The organism is Aeromonas sp. QDB30 (assembly GCF_027707645.1).
GTDB classification, from domain to species: Bacteria; Pseudomonadota; Gammaproteobacteria; order Enterobacterales; family Aeromonadaceae; genus Aeromonas; species Aeromonas caviae.
In genome coordinates this window covers 35,702-52,938 of sequence record NZ_JAPCIY010000024.1, presented here as the reverse complement: position 1 = coordinate 52,938, position 17,237 = coordinate 35,702, and the positions used below count along the sequence as shown (strand labels likewise).

General features: G+C 59.3%; 18 protein-coding genes. 1 reads left to right on the top strand and 17 read right to left on the bottom strand.

Annotated features, from left to right (window positions below; translation table 11 throughout):
* From PG896_RS09765 to rpsU, 5 genes are all read right to left on the bottom strand, one after another.
* On the bottom strand, positions 1-371 hold a 371-nt coding region (locus tag PG896_RS09765; protein WP_270835634.1), incomplete at its 3' end, for a transposase domain-containing protein.
* Between the two features lie 132 nt (positions 372-503).
* Entirely contained in the window at positions 504-2,399 is a 1,896-nt protein-coding gene (gene rpoD / locus PG896_RS09760) for an RNA polymerase sigma factor RpoD (protein ID WP_263639565.1), read from the bottom strand.
* Positions 2,400-2,582: 183 nt separating this feature from the next.
* Positions 2,583-4,370, bottom strand: a complete 1,788-nt coding sequence (gene dnaG / locus PG896_RS09755) for a DNA primase (protein WP_113068962.1) — start codon at positions 4,368-4,370, stop codon at positions 2,583-2,585.
* An 89-nt stretch (positions 4,371-4,459) separates the two neighbouring features.
* Positions 4,460-4,903 carry a GatB/YqeY domain-containing protein gene (locus PG896_RS09750; RefSeq protein WP_010675618.1) on the bottom strand — a complete coding sequence of 148 codons (444 nt, stop codon included), beginning with the start codon at positions 4,901-4,903 and terminating at the stop codon, positions 4,460-4,462.
* A gap of 15 nt (positions 4,904-4,918) precedes the next feature.
* Positions 4,919-5,134: a 30S ribosomal protein S21 gene (gene rpsU, locus PG896_RS09745; RefSeq protein WP_005309452.1), complete on the bottom strand. Its 216-nt coding sequence runs from the start codon at positions 5,132-5,134 to the stop codon at positions 4,919-4,921.
* A 179-nt stretch (positions 5,135-5,313) separates the two neighbouring features.
* Here rpsU and tsaD point away from each other — a divergent pair, with 179 nt between their 5' ends.
* Positions 5,314-6,327, top strand: coding sequence for a tRNA (adenosine(37)-N6)-threonylcarbamoyltransferase complex transferase subunit TsaD (gene tsaD, locus PG896_RS09740; RefSeq protein ID WP_103243708.1), 1,014 nt, complete (start codon positions 5,314-5,316; stop codon positions 6,325-6,327).
* A 73-nt stretch (positions 6,328-6,400) separates the two neighbouring features.
* Here tsaD and rpoS read toward each other — a convergent pair whose 3' ends face one another.
* From rpoS to mazG, 12 genes are all read right to left on the bottom strand, one after another.
* Positions 6,401-7,384 (bottom strand): RNA polymerase sigma factor RpoS, encoded by a 984-nt coding sequence (gene rpoS, locus PG896_RS09735; protein ID WP_010675620.1) that lies wholly within the window; start codon positions 7,382-7,384, stop codon positions 6,401-6,403.
* A gap of 46 nt (positions 7,385-7,430) precedes the next feature.
* Positions 7,431-8,501, bottom strand: coding sequence for a LysM peptidoglycan-binding domain-containing protein (locus tag PG896_RS09730; RefSeq protein ID WP_010675621.1), 1,071 nt, complete (start codon positions 8,499-8,501; stop codon positions 7,431-7,433).
* Between the two features lie 9 nt (positions 8,502-8,510).
* The gene (locus PG896_RS09725; protein WP_010675622.1) at positions 8,511-9,092 is read right to left on the bottom strand and encodes a YqaA family protein; all 582 of its coding nucleotides are present in this window, start codon (positions 9,090-9,092) and stop codon (positions 8,511-8,513) included.
* Positions 9,089-9,706 (bottom strand): protein-L-isoaspartate(D-aspartate) O-methyltransferase, encoded by a 618-nt coding sequence (locus PG896_RS09720; protein WP_010675623.1) that lies wholly within the window; start codon positions 9,704-9,706, stop codon positions 9,089-9,091. Before PG896_RS09720 ends, PG896_RS09725 begins: the two co-directional genes overlap by 4 nt.
* A 4-nt stretch (positions 9,707-9,710) precedes the next feature.
* Positions 9,711-10,472 (bottom strand): 5'/3'-nucleotidase SurE, encoded by a 762-nt coding sequence (surE, locus tag PG896_RS09715; protein WP_041211067.1) that lies wholly within the window; start codon positions 10,470-10,472, stop codon positions 9,711-9,713.
* Positions 10,453-11,511 carry a tRNA pseudouridine(13) synthase TruD gene (truD, locus tag PG896_RS09710; RefSeq protein ID WP_182721883.1) on the bottom strand — a complete coding sequence of 353 codons (1,059 nt, stop codon included), beginning with the start codon at positions 11,509-11,511 and terminating at the stop codon, positions 10,453-10,455. The genes surE and truD overlap by 20 nt, the downstream gene beginning before the upstream one ends.
* Positions 11,504-11,986, bottom strand: a complete 483-nt coding sequence (ispF, locus tag PG896_RS09705) for a 2-C-methyl-D-erythritol 2,4-cyclodiphosphate synthase (RefSeq protein WP_143237093.1) — start codon at positions 11,984-11,986, stop codon at positions 11,504-11,506. Before ispF ends, truD begins: the two co-directional genes overlap by 8 nt.
* 58 nt (positions 11,987-12,044) lie before the next feature.
* Positions 12,045-12,776 carry a 2-C-methyl-D-erythritol 4-phosphate cytidylyltransferase gene (ispD, locus tag PG896_RS09700; protein WP_048208397.1) on the bottom strand — a complete coding sequence of 244 codons (732 nt, stop codon included), beginning with the start codon at positions 12,774-12,776 and terminating at the stop codon, positions 12,045-12,047.
* Positions 12,769-13,086, bottom strand: a complete 318-nt coding sequence (ftsB, locus tag PG896_RS09695) for a cell division protein FtsB (protein ID WP_010675628.1) — start codon at positions 13,084-13,086, stop codon at positions 12,769-12,771. Before ftsB ends, ispD begins: the two co-directional genes overlap by 8 nt.
* A gap of 177 nt (positions 13,087-13,263) precedes the next feature.
* A complete protein-coding gene (gene eno, locus PG896_RS09690) occupies positions 13,264-14,565 on the bottom strand; it encodes a phosphopyruvate hydratase (RefSeq protein ID WP_043154803.1) in 1,302 nt (433 codons plus the stop codon).
* An 89-nt stretch (positions 14,566-14,654) separates the two neighbouring features.
* Positions 14,655-16,292, bottom strand: coding sequence for a glutamine hydrolyzing CTP synthase (gene pyrG / locus PG896_RS09685; protein WP_039041042.1), 1,638 nt, complete (start codon positions 16,290-16,292; stop codon positions 14,655-14,657).
* Between the two features lie 141 nt (positions 16,293-16,433).
* Positions 16,434-17,231, bottom strand: coding sequence for a nucleoside triphosphate pyrophosphohydrolase (gene mazG / locus PG896_RS09680; protein WP_103858331.1), 798 nt, complete (start codon positions 17,229-17,231; stop codon positions 16,434-16,436).
* Positions 17,232-17,237 lie beyond the last annotated feature (6 nt).

Genomic DNA, 17,237 nt, shown 5'->3' with positions numbered 1-17,237 from the left:
GGATAACGTTCCCGCCCCCACACATCGGCGCACTGTTTGAACAGCCACTCGAGCGGCTGTTTGCCGAGTCGCTGACGGGCCTGAGACAGGGCACTGTCCGCGAGCAAGGCATCATTGGCCAACCCTTCTGCACAGATGTTGAGGCGCCGAGCGACCTCGGAGATGGGCTCATTGCGGAAAAAGGCCATCCCCACGACGAGCCACAAGACCATATCAGAAGGTAAGCGGCGTCGGCGGATAGTGGCCTTTTCAGACAAGGCGGCAGCGGCAGTAATCCATTCGTCGGGAATATGGTCGGCAAAAATGGCCAGCCGAGCCAGCATGTCGCCAGATGCCTCAACAACATCGTTCAGATCGTTTGCAATAGACATAAAAAAATCCGGAACCAGTGATTGGTTCCGGATTGTCCTACAGCAGAAGGATCGGTCAATGGATCCTTAACTGATCAGCATTGCCGCATGGCGGGGCTTTTTGTTGCTATGTCAGGCTGACAAAACCCGGGACTACTCGTCCAGGAAGCTGCGCAGCACTTCCGAGCGGCTCGGATGGCGCAGTTTGCGCAAGGCCTTGGCTTCGATCTGACGGATACGCTCACGGGTGACGTCGAACTGCTTGCCCACTTCCTCGAGGGTGTGGTCGGTGTTCATGTCGATACCGAAGCGCATGCGCAGTACCTTGGCTTCCCGTGCGGTCAGCCCGGCCAGCACTTCGCGGGTCGCGTTGCGCAGGCTCTCGCTGGTGGCCGCATCCGCTGGCAGAGCCAGGGTGGTATCTTCGATGAAGTCGCCCAAGTGGGAGTCTTCGTCATCACCGATGGGCGTCTCCATGGAGATGGGCTCCTTGGCGATTTTCAGTACCTTGCGGATCTTGTCTTCCGGCATGCCCATGCGCATGGCCAGCTCTTCCGGGTTCGGTTCACGACCCATCTCCTGCAGCATCTGGCGGGAGATACGGTTGAGCTTGTTGATGGTCTCGATCATGTGCACCGGGATACGGATGGTACGGGCCTGATCCGCGATGGAGCGGGTAATGGCCTGACGGATCCACCAGGTGGCATAGGTCGAGAACTTGTAGCCGCGACGATATTCGAACTTGTCGACCGCCTTCATCAGACCGATGTTGCCCTCCTGGATCAGATCCAGGAACTGCAGACCGCGGTTGGTGTACTTCTTGGCGATGGAGATAACCAGACGCAAGTTGGCCTCGACCATCTCTTTCTTCGCACGGCGGGCTTTGGCCTCACCAATGCTCATGCGGCGGTTGATGTCCTTGATCTGGGCGATGGACAGACCGGTCTCTTCTTCGATCTGCTGCAGCTTGCCGATGGAACGCAGTACTTCTTCGTCCATCTCGAGCAGACGGGGAGACCACGCCTTGCCGGCCTGCTTCTGGTATTCGAACCAGGCAGTTTCGCACTCGTTGTTGGTGAAGGCCGCGACGAAGGTCTTCTTCGGCATCTTGGCCTGCTCAACGCAGAGCTTCATGATGATGCGTTCCTGCACGCGGACACGCTCCATCATCTCCCGCATGTTGTTGACCAGGCGATCGAACTGCTTGGGCATCAGGCGGAATTGACGGAAGACATCGGCCAGCTGGGCGATGGCATTCTGGGTGTCGTCGTGGGCGCGGCCATTCTGCTGAATGGAGAGACGAGTCACCTCGTACTGGGCACGCAGTTCGCCGAATTTCTCGCGAGCGACTTCCGGATCCGGGCCACCGTCGCCATCATCGTCGGAGTTGTCACCGTCTTCGTCTTCGTCCTCATCTTCGTCTTCGTCTTCGTCGGCGAGGTCGTCCTCGCTGAGCTCGGAGCCGATATGAGTGGCGGTCGGCGCCACGTCATCCACTTCGTTCGGATCGATGAAGCCGGAGATGATGTCGGACAGGCGAAGCTGCTCGGCTTCGTACTTGTCGTACTGTTCGAGCAGATAGGTGATGGCTTCAGGGTACTCGGCGACGGAGCTTTGTACCTGGTTGATACCGTCTTCGATCCGCTTGGCGATGTCGATCTCGCCTTCGCGGGTCAGCAGTTCGACGGTACCCATTTCCCGCATGTACATGCGGACGGGATCGGTCGTGCGACCAATCTCAGATTCAACAGATGCCAGAGCCTGGGCCGCTGCTTCGGCAGCGTCCTCATCGGCGGTACCACCTTCAGCCATGATAAGGTCATCGGCATCCGGAGCGTTTTCAACCACTTGAATGCCCATATCGTTGATCATCTGGATGATGTCTTCGATCTGGTCTGAATCGACAATGTCTTGCGGGAGGTGATCGTTCACCTCGGCATAGGTCAGGTAGCCCTGTTCTTTACCTTTGGCAACGAGGAGTTTAAGCTGAGACTGCGGGGTTTGCTCCATAGAACTCATCCGGTTGGTGTTGCTAGGTTGCGCGTACAGTGCGCTGCTGCGCAAATAGCCAATTCTAATAGAAAACCGCCAGACATGCTATGTCTGGTTGCGGCGTCGGTCATGAGAAACCCCTGCCCGCAGTGTTGTCGGGGCCAGGTGGTTATAAAGTGTTTGCTTTCAATCCCGTCGATTCGGGCAACGCTATTCATATTGGGACTGCTCACTCAAATATCAAGCCCCACTCTCATTTCTTTTCTCAATCTGCACCTCTCTGATCAGCATCATCAGCTCCTGAGTTTCCTCAGAGCTTAGCCCTTCCTGCGCCACCTTGGCCTGCAATTCTTCGATCCGTTGCTTCAGGAAAAGGTTGATGAAACCGACAAAGGTATCCTGTAATTCTCCCAGAATATCGGGCTCCTGGTCGAGCTTTACCTCTTCAAACAAATCGTGCATCGCCAGCTGGGCCAGGATTTCTCCCTCTTTGGTACCGCGCCAATGCTCCAGCAGGATACCCGTTGTCACTCCCGGCTGGATCAGGATCTGCTGGTGCAGTTGCAGCAGGAAAGGGATCCCCTGCAGGCGCAGCCCGGCCAACTCGGGCATGGCCGGCAGCTCGGCGGTGATCGCCGGATACTGCACCATCAGGGCCAGAGCCCTGCGGATCGGCGTCAGCTTGGTCGCCTTGGGTTTGTTGACTTCCACCTTGGGCTGGCTGTTGCGGGCAAACAGCTCGGTAATCCGCTGCTTGTTTTCTCCCCAGCGCATCATGCTGGAGAGTCGGGTAATCAACCCCTCACGCGTGAAACCTTCCGGTACCCGACGAATCAGCTCAGCGGCCTTGTTTGCCACTTCAAACTTGCCTGCCTCACCGGAAAGAGCCGCATCGCGCCCGAGGCGTTCGAACATGAAATCCGCAAACGACTGGGCCTTGTCGAGCAGCGCTTCGAACCCCTCCTTGCCGATCTGGCGTACCAGCGAGTCGGGATCCTCGCCATCCGGCAAAAAGACGAACTTGAGTTCACGGCCGTCCTGCAGGTGGGAGAGCGCGTTATCCAGCGCCCGCCAGGCCGCTTCCCGACCGGCGTTGTCGCCGTCGTAGCAACAGACCACCTCTGCCGTGGTACGGAACAGGGTGTGGATGTGATCGCTGGTGGTCGCAGTCCCCAGTGCCGCCACCGCATAGTCGATGTCGTACTGGCCGAGCGCCACCACATCCATGTAGCCTTCCACCACCAGGATCCGGCGCGGATCCTTGTGTGCCTGCTTGACCTCATAAAGGCCGAACAGCTCTCGCCCCTTGTGGAAGATGGGGGTTTCGGGGGAGTTCAGGTACTTGGGCGTGCCATCCCCCAACACTCGGCCACCGAAGCCGATGACCCGGCCGCGTTTGTCCCGGATCGGAAACATGATGCGATCGCGGAAACGATCGTAGCTGCCCGGGCCGCTGTCACGGGGGATCAGCATACCGCCCGAAATCAGCAGTTGTTCGTGATCCCTACTGGCGCCAAAGCGGCGACGCACCTGATCCCAGTCCCCAGGGGCATAACCGATGTTGAAGCGCTTGACCACCTCGCCAGTCAGGCCCCGGCCTTTCAGATACTCCACCGCCTGAGGCGCGTTCTTGAGATTGCTCTCGTAGAAGCGCGCAATCTGGTTCATCAGCTCGAACAGATCCTTGCTGACGGCTGGTTGGCTATGGCTTGATCCACCCGCCGTTTGCTCACGGGGAACCTGCATACCGTGCAGGCTTGCCAGCTCTTCGATGGCATCGGGGAATTCCAGGCCGTCGTACTCCATGACAAAGCCGATGGCATTGCCGTGGGCACCACAACCGAAACAGTGATAGAACTGCTTCTCCTGGCTGACGGTAAAGGAGGGGCTTTTTTCGTTATGAAAAGGGCAGCAAGCCTGGTAGTTCTTACCGGCTTTCTTCAACCGCACACGGGAGTCGATCAACTCGACTATGTCCGTGCGTACGAGCAGATCATCGATAAAGGATTGCGGGATCCTGCCAGCCATAACCGTCCTGTTTCATTGCATAGGAAATAAAAAAGCCGCGCATTCCAATGGGAAGCACGGCTTCTTCGACCAAACAAGAGAGTTGCCTGTTACGCCAAGCGGGTTTTCACCTGGGCACTGACGGCGCCGACATCGGCACGCCCCTGAATTTTTGGCTTCAAGACAGCCATGACTTTACCCATGTCAGCCATGACGGCAGCACCACTTTCAGTGATGGCTTGCTCGATCAGGGCGGCAATTTCGTCTGCGGTCAGCTGTTGTGGCAGGAACTCCTGCAGCACAACGATCTCGGCGGACTCTTTGTCGGCGAGATCCTGGCGACCGGCAGCTTCAAACTGGCTGATGGAATCGCGACGCTGTTTGACCATTTTGGTCACGACGGCGAGGATCTCTTCATCATTGAGCTCGACACGGGTATCGACTTCACGCTGCTTGATTTCTGCCATCAACAAGCGGATAGCACCCAACCGAGGCTTGTCTTTGGCAAGCATGGCGAGCTTTTGCTGATCCTTGAGTTGATCCTTCAGAGACACGGCATGATCCCTTGATTAGTACAGGCGGATACGACGTGCGTTTTCGCGGGACAGCTTCTTGGCGTGACGCTTGACAGCGGACGCTTTGGCGCGCTTGCGAATGGTAGTCGGCTTCTCGTAGAACTCACGGCTACGAACTTCGGACAGGATACCGGCCTTTTCGCAAGAACGCTTGAAGCGACGCAGAGCAACGTCAAACGGCTCATTTTCACGGACTTTGATTACTGGCATGTGCCTTTCACCTCAGTGATAAATTGTTAGCTGACCTTCAATCGATCAGCATGTCTTAAAATGGTGCGAAATTATACTCTGGACAGGGAATGAAAGTAAACCCGCAGAGATCGCTCTGGTTTAAAAAACCCGCGAAGGTTACCATAGCCGTCTCATTTTAGCAGTGAAATTTTTTAGCAATGCGTGTATTGGGCATAGAGACATCCTGTGACGAAACCGGGATCGCGATCTTCGATGATCAAAAAGGGATCCTTTCCCACCAGTTGTACAGCCAGGTCAAGCTGCATGCGGACTACGGCGGCGTCGTTCCCGAGCTCGCCAGCCGGGACCATGTACGCAAGACGATCCCCTTGATCCAGGCCGCCTTGAAAGAGGCCGGACTTGGCAAGGATGACATCGATGGCATCGCCTATACCGCGGGGCCAGGTCTGGTTGGCGCCATCCTGGTCGGGGCGACCATAGGCCGCTCGCTGGCCATGGCCTGGGACAAGCCGGCCATCGCCGTACACCACATGGAAGGTCACCTGCTGGCCCCCATGCTGGAAGAGAAGGCCCCCGAGTTCCCCTTCGTGGCGCTCTTGGTTTCCGGCGGGCACTCCATGCTGGTTCGGGTCGATGGCATCGGCAGCTACCAGTTGCTGGGCGAATCGATCGACGATGCCGCCGGTGAGGCGTTCGACAAGACCGCCAAGCTGATGGGTCTGGACTACCCCGGTGGTCCGCTGCTCTCCCGGCTGGCAGAAAAGGGCACCACTGGACGCTTTACCTTCCCGCGTCCCATGACCGACCGTCCCGGGCTCGACATGAGCTTCTCCGGTCTCAAGACCTTCGCCGCCAACACCATCACCGCCAACGGCGATGATGAGCAGACCCGTGCCGACATCGCCCGGGCGTTTGAGGATGCGGTGGTCGACACCCTGGCCATCAAGTGCCGTCGCGCCCTGAAAGAGACCGGTCTCAATCGTCTGGTCGTGGCAGGCGGCGTCAGCGCCAACCGTCATCTGCGCGCCCAGCTGGCCGAGCTGATGGAGAGCCTCAAAGGTGAAGTCTTCTACCCGCGCACCGAATACTGCACCGACAACGGCGCCATGATCGCCTATGCCGGCATGCAACGCCTGAAGGCGGGAGTCTTCGAACCCCTCGTCGTCAAGGCCGTGCCGCGCTGGCCGCTGGACACTCTGGATCCGGTGTGATCCGGAAGATCCACGACAAAAAGAAAGGGGCCTTCGGCCCCTTTTTCATCTTGATGACGGTATTCATACCCGTTTAATTGGTGCGGAACAGCGCCTCAATGGAGAGCCCCTGCCCCAGCAGGATTTCCCGCAGACGGCGCAACCCTTCCACCTGGATCTGGCGCACCCGCTCGCGGGTCAAACCAATCTCGGCGCCCACGTCTTCCAGGGTGGCCGGTTCATAGCCGAGCAGACCGAAACGGCGGGCCAGCACTTCGCGCTGCTTGGGATTCAGCTCCTCCAGCCAATGCACTATGCTGCTGCGCATGTCATCTTCCTGGGATTCCAGCTCGGGCCCCATGCCGCGCTCGTCGGAAAGTACATCCAGCAGCGCCTTGTCGCGATCGCCACCAATGGGAGTATCCACCGAGGTGATCTTCTCGTTGAGCTTGAGCATGCGATTCACATCGTCCACAGAGCGATCCAGTGCAGAGGCGATATCCTCGGCGGTCGGCTCATGGTCGAGACGATGAGAAAGCTCGCGCGCAGTGCGCAGATAGACGTTCAGCTCCTTGACCACATGGATGGGCAGACGAATGGTGCGGGTCTGGTTCATGATGGCCCGCTCTATGGTCTGGCGGATCCACCAGGTGGCATAGGTAGAGAAACGGAAGCCTCGCTCGGGGTCGAACTTCTCGACGGCGCGGATAAGGCCGAGGTTGCCCTCTTCGATGAGATCCAGCAGCACCAGGCCGCGGTTGTTGTAGCGCCGGGCAATCTTGACCACCAGGCGCAGGTTGGATTCGATCATGCGCTTGCGCGCCGCTTTGTCGCCACGCAGGGCACGGCGGGCGTAATAGACTTCCTCTTCAGCCGTGAGCAAGGGGGAGAAGCCTATCTCCCCCAGATAGAGCTGGGTGGCGTCCATTACCTTGTTCAGCTCGGGCGCCATCAGTTCATCGGAAATGGTTTCTTCGGCTTCGGCCGCCACTTCCTGAACCTCTTCTTCCTCCTGAACCTCCAGCTCCTCGTCGAACTCTAACTCTGCATCCTGCATTACCAGTTGTTCTTGGCTCATGATATCTCTCCCTGACCTACACCAGAGTAAGACTCAGCTCTCTGAGTTAACGCTTTGGCAAATAGCCCATCGGGTTGATCGACTTGCCTTTGTACCGGATTTCAAAGTGCAAGCGCACATCCGGCGCATCCGTGCTACCCATATTGGCGATAACCGCTCCGCCCTTCACGGTGTCTCCCTCCTTGACCCTCAACTCATCGTTGTGAGCGTAGGCGGAGAGGTAGTCATCGTTGTGCTTGAGAATTATCAGCTTGCCATAACCTCGCAGTGCACTGCCCGCATAGACCACTTTGCCGCTGCTCGCAGCGTAAATGGGTTGGCCCTTCTGGCCGGAAATGTCGATGCCCTTGTTGCCTTGTTCCGCAACGGAGAAGCCTTCAACGATCCGCCCTTTGGTCGGCCAATGCCAGGAGAGTGTTGACGAGGAACTGACGGTTTTTTGTTCTTTCGCCTGAGCGTATGCTGTTGACGAGGCAGGAGCAATCGTTTTCTGAGCAATAAATGGTGTGGTCGTACCTGCCGGAGCCGTGGCCAGGGGTTTGGGCCCCGTGCTGGTCACAACCGGTGTGGTTGCTGCCACCATCTGACCACCCGAGGAACCCGCGCCCCCCACATTGAGCACCTGACCCACGTGCAATGCATAAGGAGCCTGGAGGTTGTTGCGCTGGGCCAAGGCCTGGTTGGAAAGACCGAACTGGCGACCGATGCTGCTCAATGTATCGCCACGGCGCACTTCGTAACTGCCAGACCCCGTCACGCTGCCACGACTGACAGGGCTGCCGACGGTTGCCACCGCCATGGGGGCGGAAGCGCCATCGAGCCTGAGCTGCTGGCCGGGATAAATGTTATAGGGGGGAGTGATGCCATTGATGCTGATAAGCGAAGCCACATCCATGCCAGAACGAAATGCAATGGAGTAGAGAGTGTCTCCTTTGACCACGGTGTACCCGTTGCCTGCAATGCCGGGCTTGGTCATACCTTGACGCACGGGGATGGTCGAAGCGACCTGATCATTGCCCAGGCTGTGCACCGGAGCCGCAGTCTTGCTGGAGGAACAGGCAAGCAGCAGCCATGACAACACGACGACACCGCTACCTTGCCAAACACGCGAACACATAGTGGATCCTTAACGACTAAACCAGAAATAGGCCGCAACGGCCAAACCAATACAGAGCCAGCCCAGCACATCCACATAGTGCATCAGCTTGCGCTCCATCTTCTCGCCGCCCCAGCGCATCAGACCTGCAACCAGGAAGAAGCGCATGCCACGACCGATCAGAGAGGTCAGGATGAAAGGCAACAGTGCCATGTGGAGCAAGCCAGCCGTGACGGTAAACACCTTGTAGGGGATCGGCGTGAAGCTGGCAATAAAAATAACCCAGATGCCCCACTGCGCGAACCACTGCTCGGCCAGGGCAATCTTGTCCTCATAGCCAACCGAGGTCACCAGCGGCTGCACCACTGGCTCCCACAGGGCATAGCCGAGCAGATAACCAAACAGGGCGCCCAGCACCGAAAAGAGAGTGGCCAGCGCGGCATAGTGCCAGGCGCGATGAGGTTTGCCGAGCGCCATGGGCGCCAGCATCACATCCACCGGGATGGGCCAGAAGATGGATTCAATAAAGGCGGTGATGGCCAGATACCAGGGGGCATACTTGTGGCGTGCCCACTGCATCACCAGAACATAAAGGCGGGAAAACAACTTCACTCGACATCTCCGTCAATCAGGGGAACGAAACGTACCGGCTCCAGGATCCGGCTGGTGAGCTGGGAACCCGATCGCTCGATGAGCTGCAGGGTCTGCTGACCATCACCCACCGGCAACACCAGACGACCACCGTCAGCCAGCTGATCGGTCAGGGCCTTGGGGACCTCACTGGCCGCCGCCGTCACCAGAATGGCGTCGAAAGGGCCCTTGTTGGGCCAACCTAGCCACCCATTGCCGTGCTTGGCCGACACATTGTGCAGATCGAGCTGGCGCAATCTGCGCCGGGCCTGAAACTGCAGCGACTTGATCCGCTCCATGGTGTAGACATGCTCCACCAGGTGGGCCAGTACCGCCGTCTGGTAGCCCGATCCCGTCCCGATCTCCAGCACATGGGCCGGATCGTTCTGGATCAGCAGCTCGGTCATGCGCGCCACGATGTAAGGCTGGGAGATGGTCTGCCCATGGCCGATGGGCAGGGCCGTATTGTCCCAGGCCTTGTGGGCCATGGCCTCATCCACGAACAGCTGGCGCGGCACCTTCGCAATCGCCGCCAATACGCGGAAATCGCGGACATCCTGGGCAATCAGTTGATTCAACAGGCGCTGTACTATCACAACGTCATCCCTGCAGATCCAGCCACGCGCCCAGGGTCGACAGACTGCCGTAGGCCGTCATGTCGATGGTCAGGGGAGTGATGGAGACATAACCCTGCTCGATGGCGGCAAAGTCCGTTCCCTCTCCCGCATCCTGCTGGTTGCCGGGGGGCCCAATCCAGTAAACGGGCTGACCACGGGGATCCTCGGTGCGGATCACCGACTCCGCCCGGTGGCGATTGCCAAGACGCGTCACCCTGATCCCCTTGATCTGCTCGAGCGGCAGATCCGGCACATTCACGTTGAGGATCTGATCCGCAGGCAACGGATGCACCATCAGCCCCCGCACCAGCTGGGCGGCGTAGTGGGCCGCACTGGCGAAATGAGTCTTGCCCACCAGCGATACGGCGATGGAGGGGAAACCCAGATGACGCCCTTCCGTCGCGGCAGCCACCGTCCCCGAGTAGATGACGTCATCCCCCAGGTTGGCCCCGTGATTGATACCGGCCACCACCATGTCGGGCTCAGGGCGCAGCAGTTCGTTGACCGCCAGATGAACGCAGTCGGTCGGCGTCCCCTTGACCGCATAACTCTTGATGCCGTGAAAACTGGACGCATCGAGGCGGGTGACCCGCAGCGGTACTTCCAGCGTCAGGGAGTGGCTGGCACCGCTGCGGTTGCGATCCGGTGCCACCACCACGACCTCGCCACAGGCACGCAACGCCTCGCTGAGGGCGCGAATGCCCTCGGCGTGTACCCCATCGTCATTACTGACCAGAATTCGCATCGGTTGAGTTCCTGAAACCGTGATCGGCCTCTTCGGCCTGCATTAACTCTCGTACCACGCTGGTGGCAAAGGCGCCGGCAGGCAGGAAGAACGACAGGGTCAGCACCTCGTCCTCCCGTTGCCAGCTCATCTGCTCCGGCTTGAGCAGCAGCGGGCGCCTGTCCTGATCCAGCCCGGCTTTCTCCAGTCCTTCGCACCAGTCACCATAAGGAGCCAGCACTTCTTGCTCGAACTCGGCAGCAGCGCCCTGGCTCGCCAGACGGCCACGGCCCCACTGGGGAGCGGTCAGCTGCACGTCTCCGGAGGCAAGGCGTGCCTCCAGCTCGGGAGTCACGCTCTCTTCGCTGAAGATGGAGTGGCTGCCCTTGAGCATCACGCAGTCCCCGGCCAGCAGCTGATGGGCCAGTCCCTGCTCGATGCGGGCGCTGACGATGGTATTGAACAGCATGCTGCGGGCGGCGGACAGATAGAGGGAGCGCTTGTTGCGATCCTTGATCCGTTTGCCGGCGAACATCGCCTTGGCGGCCTCCAGGTTGTTGCCACCTCGGCCGAAACGCTGCTCGCCGTAGTAGTTGGGCACCCCCTGGGTTGCTATCGCCTGCAAACGGGATTCCAGCCCGTCGGCCTGCTCCAGCCCGGTGAGACGCAGGGTGAAGTGGTTGCCCTTGAGATAGCCGACCCGCAGCTTCTTGTTGTGGCGCTTCACCTCAAGGATCCGGATGTTGTCGTTCTCGATGACCGAGAGATCCGGCTCGCCCTTGCCCGGCAGATGGATGCCGAACCACTGTTCGGTCACCGCATGGCGATCTTTCAGACCAGCCCAGGTCACTGCATTGCGGGCAACCCCGGCCGCATCGGCCAGCAGGCCAGCCACCCAGGCAGTATTCTCGCCGGTTTTGCGTACCCGGACGAAGATGTGTTCACCCTCGCCGCAAGGTTCGAACCCGAGATCTTCATTGACCACGAAGTCGGCGGCCTCGGCCTTGAGGATGCCGCGAGCAGTGGGCGTCCCGTGCAGATAGGCAAGTTGTTCAAGCATCATTGTTCACCAGCAAGACGACGGCTTCGGTGGCGATCCCTTCCTTGCGCCCCGTGAATCCGAGTTGTTCGGTAGTGGTCGCCTTGACGTTCACCCGGTTCAAATCACATTGCAGATCCGCGGCCAGCACGGCGCACATGGCGTCGATATGGGGGGCCATCTTGGGGGCCTGGGCGATGATGGTCACATCCAGGTTGCCGATGGCATAACCTGCGAGCTGCACGCGGGCAAAGACATCCCGCAGCAGGATGCGGCTGTCGATGCCCTTGAATTCGGCGGCGGTATCGGGGAAGTGGCGGCCGATGTCGCCAGCGCCGATGGCCCCCAGCAGGGCATCGCTCACCGCATGCAGCACCACGTCACCATCGGAGTGGGCCAGCAGGCCCTGTTCATAGGGCACCGCCACCCCGCCCAGCATGCAGGGACCGACCCCGCCAAACTTGTGAACATCAAAACCATGTCCGATCCGCATCATGCCTGCGCCCTCCTCAATACACGGAAATCTGTCTCATCAAAACCATGTCCGGTGCGGATCATGCCTGCTCCTCTGGGGATGAATCGGGTCGTGCCGACCGGCACGCACGTTGTTGCTGTAAATAGAGCCCGGCCAGGGAGAGATCTTCCGGCCGGGTCACCTTGATGTTGTCGGCCCGCCCTTCCACCATGCGCACGGGGAAACCGGCGCGTTCCATGGCGGAGGCTTCATCGGTGATGGCAGCGCCGAGCGCCAGCCCCTCCTCCAGCGCCCGCTTGAGGGGGCGGACCAAAAACATCTGGGGCGTCAGGGCATGCCAGAGCTGCTCGCGATCCACGGTGGCGAGGATATTGCCGGCCGCATCGGTGCGCTTCATGGTATCGCGCACCCGGCTGCCGAGGATGGCACCGCCAGAGGCCATGGCGGCAGCAATGAGCGCATCGAGATCCTCGTGGGTCAGACAGGGCCGGGCGGCGTCATGCACCAGTGCCCACTCCCCTTCTGCCACGTGCAACGCATTGAGCACGGAGAAGGCGCGCTCGCTTCCCCCTTCCACTCGCAGCACCCGCGGATCGGTGGCCACGGTCAAGGTCTCAAACCAGCGGTCGTGGGGCGCCAGCGCCACGATCACACGGGCGATGGCGGGATGGGAGAGCAGACGCTCCAGGGTGTGCTCCAGAATGCATTTCCCTGCCAGGGACAGGTACTGCTTGGGGCAACTGGCCCCCATGCGACTGCCAATACCGGCAGCCGGGACGATGGCGGTCAGGCCGCTCAGGCTATCAGTCATCGTAGGGGGCACCATCAGGCTCCGTCACCTGATCCTTTTCTTTGGGAATGATTCGGTAGAAGGTCTCGCCCTGCTTGATGTAGCCAAGATCGTTGCGCGACAACTCCTCGATGGCCTCAAGGCCAGAGGTAAGATCGTCGATTTCCCGGTAAATCAGGCTGTTGCGGTCCTTGAGTACCAGGTTGTCCTGTTGCTGCCGCTCGATGGCGGTGGAGAGTTCCCGATAGTCGGAGAGGCCGTTTTTCCCCAGCCAGAGGTCATATTGCAGCCCTCCCAACAGGAGGAGCAGGATAAGAGTGAGTAGCCGCATGCACTGAGTCTCCTTCAAGCGGCCTAGTTTCCCATATTCGCAGGCAAGACAAAAGAAAGCCTGTGTGCCGGATGGGTTGGTCGGAATAAAAAATGCAGTTCGCACACGCCCATAAGCGCAGAACGAAAAAGCCCCGCCAGATGGCGGGGCTTTGTGAAGCATGAACGCAGGCGAAAATTAAGCCTGGTTCTTCACTTCTTTCAGACCACGGAACGGAGCCTTGGCACCCAGGGCTTCTTCGATACGGATCAGCTGGTTGTACTTGGCAACACGGTCAGAACGGCTCATGGAGCCGGTCTTGATCTGGCCAGCAGCGGTACCCACAGCTAGGTCGGCGATGGTCGCATCTTCGGTCTCACCGGAGCGGTGGGAGATGACGGCAGTGTAGCCAGCGTCTTTGGCCATCTTGATGGCAGCCAGAGTTTCGGTCAGGGAACCGATCTGGTTGAACTTGATCAGGATGGAGTTGGCGATGCCGTTGTCGATACCGCGCTTCAGGATCTTGGTGTTGGTTACGAACAGGTCGTCACCCACGATCTGGATTTTCTTGCCCAGTTCGGCGGTCTGGTAGGCGAAGCCTTCCCAGTCGGATTCGTCCAGGCCATCTTCGATGGAGACGATCGGGAACTTGGTGGTCAGGTCAGCCAGGAAGTCGGAGAAACCGTTGGAGGTGAAGATACGACCTTCGCCCTTCAGGTTGTACTCTTTCTTCTCTGCGTCGTAGAACTCGGACGCAGCGCAGTCCATGGCCAGGGTGATGTCGGTGCCCAGTTTGTAACCGGCAGCGGCAACGGCTTCAGCGATCACTTCCAGCGCTTCGGCGTTGGATTTCAGGTTCGGAGCGAAACCACCTTCGTCACCGACGGCAGTGTTGTAGCCCTTGGACTTCAGCACTTTGGCCAGGTTGTGGAACACTTCTGCGCCCATGCGAACGGCTTCTTTCAGGGTCTTGGCGCCAACCGGCTGGATCATGAACTCCTGGATGTCGACGTTGTTGTCGGCGTGCTCACCACCGTTGATGATGTTCATCATGGGCAGCGGCATGGAGTAGACACCCGGGGTGCCATTCAGCTCGGCGATGTGGGCGTACAGCGGCATGCCTTTGGCAGCAGCGGCAGCTTTGGCGTTGGCCAGGGAAACAGCCAGGATGGCGTTGGCGCCGAACTTGGATTTGTTCTCGGTACCGTCGAGGTCGATCATGATCTGGTCGACAGTGGCCTGGTCCTTGGCATCTTTACCCAGCAGAGCCTGAGCGATCGGGCCGTTGACAGCTTCGATGGCTTTCAGCACGCCTTTACCCAGGAAACGGCTCTTGTCGCCGTCACGCAGTTCCAGCGCTTCGCGGGAACCGGTGGACGCGCCAGACGGAGCGGCTGCCATACCAACAAAACCACCTTCCAGGTGAACTTCGGCCTCAACGGTCGGGTTACCACGGGAGTCGATGATTTCACGACCGATCACTTTAACGATCTTGGACATGTGTATTTCCTCAGGTTTCGTAAAAAAACAACAAAAATATGCCAAAAAAAGCGGCTGTGGCACAGAGCCCCAACCGCATTTATTTTCAATTACTTCAAATTACGCTTCTGATACTCGCCCGCCGCCTTCACAAAACCGGCGAACAGGGCGTGGCCATCACGGGGAGTCGAGGTGAACTCCGGGTGGAACTGCGCGGCCACGAACCAGGGGTGATCCGGGATCTCGATGATTTCCACCAGCTTCTTGTCGGCGGAGAGACCGGTCACCTTCAGACCTGCCGCTTCAATCTGCGGCAGCAGCTTGTTGTTCACTTCATAACGGTGACGGTGGCGCTCGTAAATGGTCGGGCTGCCGTACATCTGACGCACCTTGGAGTCTTCCACCAGGTGGCAGAGCTGGGAGCCCAGACGCATGGTACCGCCCAGATCGGACTTCTCGGTCCGGGTCTCGACGTTGCCTTCGTCATCCACCCACTCGGTGATGAGACCGACCACGGGGTAAGGGCTGTCTTTCTTGAACTCGGAGGAGTGAGCCCCTTCCATGCCCGCCACGTTGCGGGCGTATTCGATCAAGGCAACCTGCATGCCCAGGCAGATACCGAGGTACGGGATCTTGTTCTCGCGGGCATATTTGGCGGCCAGGATCTTGCCTTCCACACCGCGCTCGCCGAAGCCACCCGGTACCAGGATCGCATCCAGACCTTCCAGCAGCTCGGCGCCACGGGTCTCGATGTCCTGGGAGTCGATGTACTTGATGTTGACGGAGAGACGGGTCTTCAGGCCACCGTGCTTGAGCGCTTCGTTGACGGACTTGTAGGCATCCGGCAGGGAGACATACTTGCCCACCATGCCGATGGTGACTTCGGCAGTCGGGTTGGCCTCTTCATAGATGACCTGTTCCCACTCGGCCAGGTCGGCTTCTTTGCACTCGATGCCGAAGCGCTCGGTGATGTAGCCGTCCAGACCCTGGGATTTCAGCAGCGCCGGGATCTTGTAGATGGAGTCGACATCCTTCATGGAGATGACGGCGCGCTCGGGCACGTTGCAGAACAGGGCGATCTTGGCACGCTCGTTGGCCGGAATGGCGCGGTCGGAGCGGCAGATCAGCACATCAGGCTGGATACCGATGGAGAGCAGCTCCTTCACGGAGTGCTGGGTCGGCTTGGTCTTCACCTCGCCGGCGGCGGCCAGGTAAGGAACCAGGGTCAGGTGCATGAACATGGCATTGTTGCGACCCACGATGGCCGCCAGCTGACGAATGGCTTCAAGGAACGGCAGGGACTCGATGTCGCCCACGGTACCGCCCACTTCGACGATGGCAACCTGATGACCTTCGGCACCGGCAATCACCCGCTCCTTGATGGCGTTGGTGATGTGCGGGATCACCTGGATGGTGGCGCCCAGATAGTCACCACGACGCTCCTTGCGCAGCACGTCTGCATAGATGCGGCCGGTGGTGAAGTTGTTGCGGCGGGTCATCTTGGTGCGGATGAAACGCTCGTAGTGACCCAAATCCAGATCGGTTTCGGCCCCGTCCTCGGTTACGAACACTTCACCATGCTGGGTCGGGCTCATGGTGCCCGGATCCACGTTGATGTACGGGTCCAGTTTCATGATGGTCACATCCAGACCACGGGCTTCCAGAATGGCTGCCAGAGAAGCTGCGGCAATACCTTTGCCGAGGGATGAAACAACGCCACCAGTCACAAAAATATATTTGGTCGTCATGCTGAACCTGAAAGAAGTTTAGGGAATTTTAAGGGGTGCTTCGGGGATGAAGCAGGACGGGGAAACAGTATACCAAAACCCCCACTCCCAAACAATGAACAAAAATCTATCAGGCTCCCCGCCGCCCCGTCTTGCGCCAAATCAACTTTGCTCGGTTTCCTTGGCCTTGTTCCAGGCCTCGTCCAGCTTCTCCAGGGAGCAATCCGTCATTTTCAGACCTTCTGCGGCAATAAAGTGTTCAACCTGACGAAAACGACGCTCAAACTTGGTGTTGGCAGCCCGCAGCACCTGCTCGGGATCCTTGCCCAGATGGCGCACCAGGTTGACGGTGGCAAACAACAGATCGCCGAGCTCGTCGCTCACCCGAGCCTCGTCCACGTCGACCATCAGCGCCTCTTCCATCACCTCGTCGATCTCCTCGTGGATCTTGTCCACCACGGGCCCCAGGGTCTTCCAGTCGAAACCGACGGTGGCGCAGCGCTTCTGGATCTTGGCGGCACGGGTCAGGGCAGGCAGGGAGAGGGGGATATCGTCCAGCACGCTCTCCTTGTCGAGCGCGGCCCGCTCTTTGGCCTTTTCCGCCTCCCAGTTCGCTTTTACCGCCTGCTCGTCACCGAGGTCGGCATCGGAGAAGACATGGGGGTGGCGGCGAATGAGCTTCTCGCTCACGGTATCGACGATGTCGGCAAAATCGAACAATCCCTGCTCCTTGCCGAGCTGGGCATAGAACACGACCTGGAACAGCAGATCACCGAGTTCCCCCTTCAGCCCTTGCCAATCTTCGCTCTCGATGGCATCCGCCACCTCGTAGGCCTCCTCCAGGGTGTGCGGCACTATGGTCTGGAAGCTCTGCTTGAGATCCCAGGGGCAGCCCCCGTTCGGGTCACGCAATCTGGCCATGATGTCGAGCAGTTGGGGAAGGTCGTAGCGTTGGGACATGGGCAA

Bases quoted from the DNA above. Each gene is read 5' to 3' on its own strand.
- dnaG (WP_113068962.1), bottom strand. From the start codon at position 4,370: ATGGCTGGCAGGATCCCGCAATCCTTTATCGATGATCTGCTCGTACGC.
- rpsU (WP_005309452.1), bottom strand. From the start codon at position 5,134: ATGCCAGTAATCAAAGTCCGTGAAAATGAGCCGTTTGACGTTGCTCTG.
- tsaD (WP_103243708.1), top strand. From the start codon at position 5,314: ATGCGTGTATTGGGCATAGAGACATCCTGTGACGAAACCGGGATCGCG.
- rpoS (WP_010675620.1), bottom strand. From the start codon at position 7,384: ATGAGCCAAGAACAACTGGTAATGCAGGATGCAGAGTTAGAGTTCGAC.
- PG896_RS09730 (WP_010675621.1), bottom strand. From the start codon at position 8,501: ATGTGTTCGCGTGTTTGGCAAGGTAGCGGTGTCGTCGTGTTGTCATGG.
- surE (WP_041211067.1), bottom strand. From the start codon at position 10,472: ATGCGAATTCTGGTCAGTAATGACGATGGGGTACACGCCGAGGGCATT.
- truD (WP_182721883.1), bottom strand. From the start codon at position 11,511: ATGCTTGAACAACTTGCCTATCTGCACGGGACGCCCACTGCTCGCGGC.
- ispF (WP_143237093.1), bottom strand. From the start codon at position 11,986: ATGATGCGGATCGGACATGGTTTTGATGTTCACAAGTTTGGCGGGGTC.
- ispD (WP_048208397.1), bottom strand. From the start codon at position 12,776: ATGACTGATAGCCTGAGCGGCCTGACCGCCATCGTCCCGGCTGCCGGT.
- ftsB (WP_010675628.1), bottom strand. From the start codon at position 13,086: ATGCGGCTACTCACTCTTATCCTGCTCCTCCTGTTGGGAGGGCTGCAA.
- eno (WP_043154803.1), bottom strand. From the start codon at position 14,565: ATGTCCAAGATCGTTAAAGTGATCGGTCGTGAAATCATCGACTCCCGT.
- pyrG (WP_039041042.1), bottom strand. From the start codon at position 16,292: ATGACGACCAAATATATTTTTGTGACTGGTGGCGTTGTTTCATCCCTC.
- mazG (WP_103858331.1), bottom strand. From the start codon at position 17,231: ATGTCCCAACGCTACGACCTTCCCCAACTGCTCGACATCATGGCCAGA.